The sequence below is a fragment of the Candidatus Bathyarchaeota archaeon genome, from assembly GCA_023131225.1.
Lineage (GTDB): Archaea > Thermoproteota > Bathyarchaeia > Bathyarchaeales > SOJC01 > JAGLZW01.
Window position 1 is genome coordinate 1 of the sequence record JAGLZW010000030.1, and the last position, 4,263, is coordinate 4,263.

Annotated in this window: 5 protein-coding genes; 3 read left to right on the forward strand and 2 right to left on the reverse strand. The window is 42.3% G+C overall.

Annotation, left to right across the window (positions count from 1 at the left end; translation table 11 throughout):
• Together KAU88_07695 and KAU88_07700 are read left to right on the forward strand one after the other, a co-directional pair.
• Positions 1-222 (forward strand): hypothetical protein (locus KAU88_07695; GenBank protein ID MCK4478393.1); only part of this gene is annotated, 222 nt, incomplete at its 5' end.
• Between the two features lie 20 nt (positions 223-242).
• Positions 243-1,244 carry a Gfo/Idh/MocA family oxidoreductase gene (locus KAU88_07700; protein ID MCK4478394.1) on the forward strand — a complete coding sequence of 334 codons (1,002 nt, stop codon included), beginning with the start codon at positions 243-245 and terminating at the stop codon, positions 1,242-1,244.
• Between the two features lie 80 nt (positions 1,245-1,324).
• On the opposite strand, the gene larA is transcribed toward KAU88_07700, so the two are convergent.
• On the reverse strand, positions 1,325-2,596 hold the full coding sequence (larA, locus tag KAU88_07705) for a nickel-dependent lactate racemase (GenBank protein ID MCK4478395.1): 1,272 nt from the start codon (positions 2,594-2,596) through the stop codon (positions 1,325-1,327).
• Positions 2,597-2,746: 150 nt separating this feature from the next.
• Between larA and KAU88_07710 the strand changes: the two genes are divergently transcribed.
• Positions 2,747-3,856 carry a radical SAM protein gene (locus tag KAU88_07710; protein ID MCK4478396.1) on the forward strand — a complete coding sequence of 370 codons (1,110 nt, stop codon included), beginning with the start codon at positions 2,747-2,749 and terminating at the stop codon, positions 3,854-3,856.
• Positions 3,857-3,880: 24 nt separating this feature from the next.
• On the opposite strand, the gene KAU88_07715 is transcribed toward KAU88_07710, so the two are convergent.
• Positions 3,881-4,263: hypothetical protein (locus KAU88_07715; protein MCK4478397.1), on the reverse strand; the 383-nt coding region annotated here is incomplete at its 5' end.

A 4,263-nucleotide genomic window follows, 5' to 3' on the forward strand; every position in this document is an offset into this window, starting at 1 on the left:
AAACATCCACTATCCCCCGCAATGGGAATGCTTCAAGGCATAGAAGGATGGGGGAAGGAGGAGGAAACTGGAGAACGCGTGACCAGACGTCTACAAGCGGGGATGGGGTTGTGCTGGCACGTAGCCGAAGCTGCTATCAACGACTTGAACACTGGAAAAATGCACCACGCGGGTAGAATCCACGTTGACATGATCAAAAAACTAATTCAAAATCCTTGGTAACAGATTCTAGAGGTGTACGTATGGAAGTAGGTGTTGCTGTCATCGGCTGTGGCTATATCGCCACATCCAATCATCTTCCGATTTTAGCGGGGATGATTTCGGATGCGAGGTTGGTGGCTGTTGCGGATGTTGATAAGAGAAGGGCTGAGGCGGCTGCGAAAACTTATGGAGCAGAAACTTGGTACACAGACTATAAAGAGCTGTTAGAGAATCCCCAAGTCAAAGCCGTTTGGATCTGCACACCTCCTTTTTTACACGCCCAGATGGTGATAGACGCAGCCAAAGCCGGAAAACATGTAATGTGCGAAATCCCGATGGCATTAACCCTTGAGGAGGCTGACGCTATGATAGAGGCGGCTGTGTCCTTCAATGTTTTGTTGATGGCTGGCTATCACTACAATTTTGCCCCGGCGTACGTCAAGGCGAAAGAACTGATAGAACAAGGCAAAATAGGCAAACCTGTAATGGCTCATTCCAGTTTATCATTTTGTTTCAAACAGTGGGCGTTGGGGAAAAGGTGGCTTTGGAATGTGGAAAAAGGAGGGCATCAGGGAGGAGCACCAGTACCGAGACTGGAATTCCTTCTGAACTCTAAGATAGTGAAAATTTACTCCGGAGGCGGAACTCTAGCCTTCAAAAAAGAAGGTAACGTTGAGGATAATGTAGCTTGGCTAGTTGAATTCGATAACGGAGCCATTGGTGTAACAGAATACAGCGGAGTAGTTGCTGAGAGAATACTCTTAGATAGGTCGAAAATAATTGGGGACACAGGGAGTGTAATGGACATTGAACAAAGCTCCTTGTTAAGACTTCAGACAAACGGATTACATTCACAAGAATGGAGTTTCAGAAGTCCATTTGAAAAAACGAGTGAAGGGCATCTAGAGGAAGATCAACACTTCATTAAATGCATAAAAGAACGTAAAACGCCTAGGATGACTGGGAAAGATTGGAGACACATCTTGGAAACATATCTAGCAGCAGCTAAATCCAGAAAAACAGGAAAAGCAATAGAGGTTTAAATCTGCCTATCCTTACTTGTTCAGGTAAATTAACAAAAATTCAACATTCTGCGGGACGTTGACAACTAATTGCTATAGTGTCACTTTTGTACGACTCGAGGGAGAAGACTTCCTCCACACTTCATAACCAAAACCTTTGCATCTTTACCCTTTTCCCGCAAAGCTCGTTGTAGAGCTACTTCTATAGAGTCAAAATACGCAAACCCCAATTCTTCAAGGCCTTTCGAGTTTTTTCGATCGCTGACAAACATAACTTTCCTATTCGCAATAGAATTCATAAAAAGGAACATTTCCGAACCGAGGGCGCCACCGATTTCTTGTCTATTTATGAGTCTAATCAAATCATCAAAATTACGATATTTTTTCAGCAGATCAAACGCAACACTTTCTATGTTCTCCGTGAAGAAATCCATGACGCCGACCAGAATCATTACTCCTTCTCGTTTTGTAACTAGATTCGATGCATCAAACGCCCTAAAGGCTTCAAAAATTTCTATGTCAAAGGGTTTCGTGTCAGTTATTGCGATATCGACCGTTGAAGGAATAGAGACTTCGTAAATTTCTTTAAAAGCTTTCACAGCCTCTCTATGAGCCTTAATGTAATCTCCTGCAAAGATTTTTACGGTTTCATTTCGTTCATTTACCACTGCGTTAATTATGAAGTCTAAACCTACTAAGGAGGCTGCTTCGTTCATTTCTTCGCGGCAAGGGTTTCCGTCTAACTTTGCTCTTCCAGCTTTAGGTGAAAGGCTCATAATATGATTGTAGTCAATAGTACCCTTTGAAGAAACTCCCGGTAATATTATTTTGCTTCCTCCACCAAAGCCTGCAGATGAGCCTATGGAGATGCTGCCAATACCCATTACGAAATTTGCGTCTGCAACATACCTGTTTACTAAGATAGGATTTCCAAAGTATGAGAACCCAACAAACTTGAAGTCTTCCCAATTTTTGATGTTTTGTTGTGTGACCTTGAATCTTTCGAGGTGTTTTCCAAGTTTAGCTTTCAATTCGCTTTCAGTGCATGGTCGTTCCATTCCACCAGCTATTACAATCGTGACATTTTCATCTCTAATTCCTACCCTTTCAAACTCGCCCAGTATAACATCTAAAACGACTTTAGTTGGTGTCCAAGGTCTTCTCCAATTGTCAACGATGATCGCTATCTTTTGTCCAAGCTTTACACAATCTTTTAATGGTTTGGAGGCGATCGGGTTGTCTAATGCTCTTTTGATTTCACTTTTTAGATCAAGTGGCCTTTGTGTTTTTCTGGGACCAACAACGCCAACTAGGTTGGATTGTGGTACTTCGAATTCGATAAATTCACTTCCATACGGTAATTTAATTTTCATTAAGAAGCTTTCCTAACTGTGCTTAAGATGGGGTTACATTGGTGCGCATATATAAAAAAGTTTTCAACTCAAGTTTCTTGTCTAAATTACCAACCTAAGAAGGTTTATCAGATAGATGAGTAAGTCATCTTTCCAAAGGGAGAGATCAATTTGAGTGAGAAAAAAGTGTTACATGTGCCTACTGGTTTTCAAGAATGTATGGAACGGGAGCCTGATTTCCTCGAAAAACAACCTTTTAGGGTTAACTGGCGTATTACAAATCAATGCTTGTATAACTGCCCCTACTGTATGTGGGACGCTGGAGAAAAGTGGCCGGACGAGCTTAACACTGAAGAAGCAAAATCTGTAATTCACAACCTTACGGATTGTGGGGTTAAAGACTTGATTTTTAGCGGATGCGAAGCTACCCTGAGAAATGACTTCTTTGAAATAGGTTCTTATGCTGTTGCCAAAGGTCTTAACATCTCTTCTCTGTGGTGTAGCGGGGCATCTATAAACGAAAAAGTGGCAAAGAAGCTGTCCGATCTGGGACTAGAGACTGTAATGGTAGAAATCGATAGCCCTAATCCAGAAAAACATGATTCCATGAAAAAGGTAACAGGATCCTTTAACAAAGTGGTAAATGCTATAAAAGCCCTACAAAAAGTAGGAATAAAAGTTGTAGTATTAACCACTCTCACAACGCTTAACATCGATGATTTTTGGAAGATTCCAAATACCTTGAGGACTTTTGAAATCGAGAACATACTTTTTATCCCATATGCACATAGTCCCGTGTCCCGAGTAATGAATCATAAAGAATTAGTCTTAACGCCCGATCAGTTTCTAGCAGCAAACCGAAAGGCAGTGACAGAGTGGAAAAAACTAGGAAAAAGATGGTTCAGGATTTTTCCTGACATCAAACCAAAGACACAAACTGAAAAGAGGATACACAAATTGGCGGGAGCTGCCTGTGTAGCGGGTGTATCAAGTCTGGCAATTGCACCAAACGGTTTAGCCGCACCCTGCGACTTCTTCACAACATTGTCTCAAATCAACCATTTCTGCGTTGGGGACCTAACGAAAGAGAGCATAAGAAAGATTTGGCAGAATTCGCCTCTCTTAGAGAAGTTTCGCGACAGAAATCATATTAAAGGAAAATGTGGGAAATGTGAAAAATTGGATATGTGTCGTGGAGGTTGTCGAGCTTGGGCCTACGGATACTATGGAGATATACTTGCAAGCGACCCAATCTGTCGTGAAGAAGTAATTTATGGGTAACGTCAAATGTGACTGTTTGACCTATCACCACGGGTTCTGAATTAGTTTTTTGATCATGTCAACGTGGATTCTACCTGCGTGGTGCATTTTTCCAGTGTTCAAGTCGTTGATAGCAGCTTCGGCTACGTGCCAGCACAACCCCATCCCCGCTTGCAAGCACCTTTTTACATATGGCTCCATAGAGTCAAGCACCTCCATTGCGGGGGATAGTGGATGTTTCTTTCGGATAACGTCATAGAAAGTCATGCCAAAGGACAACGGATGATTCTCAATAACCATATCACTCACTATGGCTTCTAAATTGAAGCCCTCAGGAGGACGAATCCACCAATGCACCCTGCCACCATACCAGATCATGTCGTCTGCCCAGCAGCATGGCTCCTTGAAAAGCTTCGGAGAAATCGGAG

What these genes read in the sequence shown, in the direction of transcription:
- KAU88_07700 (MCK4478394.1), top strand. Translation starts at nt 243, where the DNA reads ATGGAAGTAGGTGTTGCTGTCATCGGCTGTGGCTATATCGCCACATCC.
- larA (MCK4478395.1), bottom strand. Translation starts at nt 2,596, where the DNA reads ATGAAAATTAAATTACCGTATGGAAGTGAATTTATCGAATTCGAAGTA.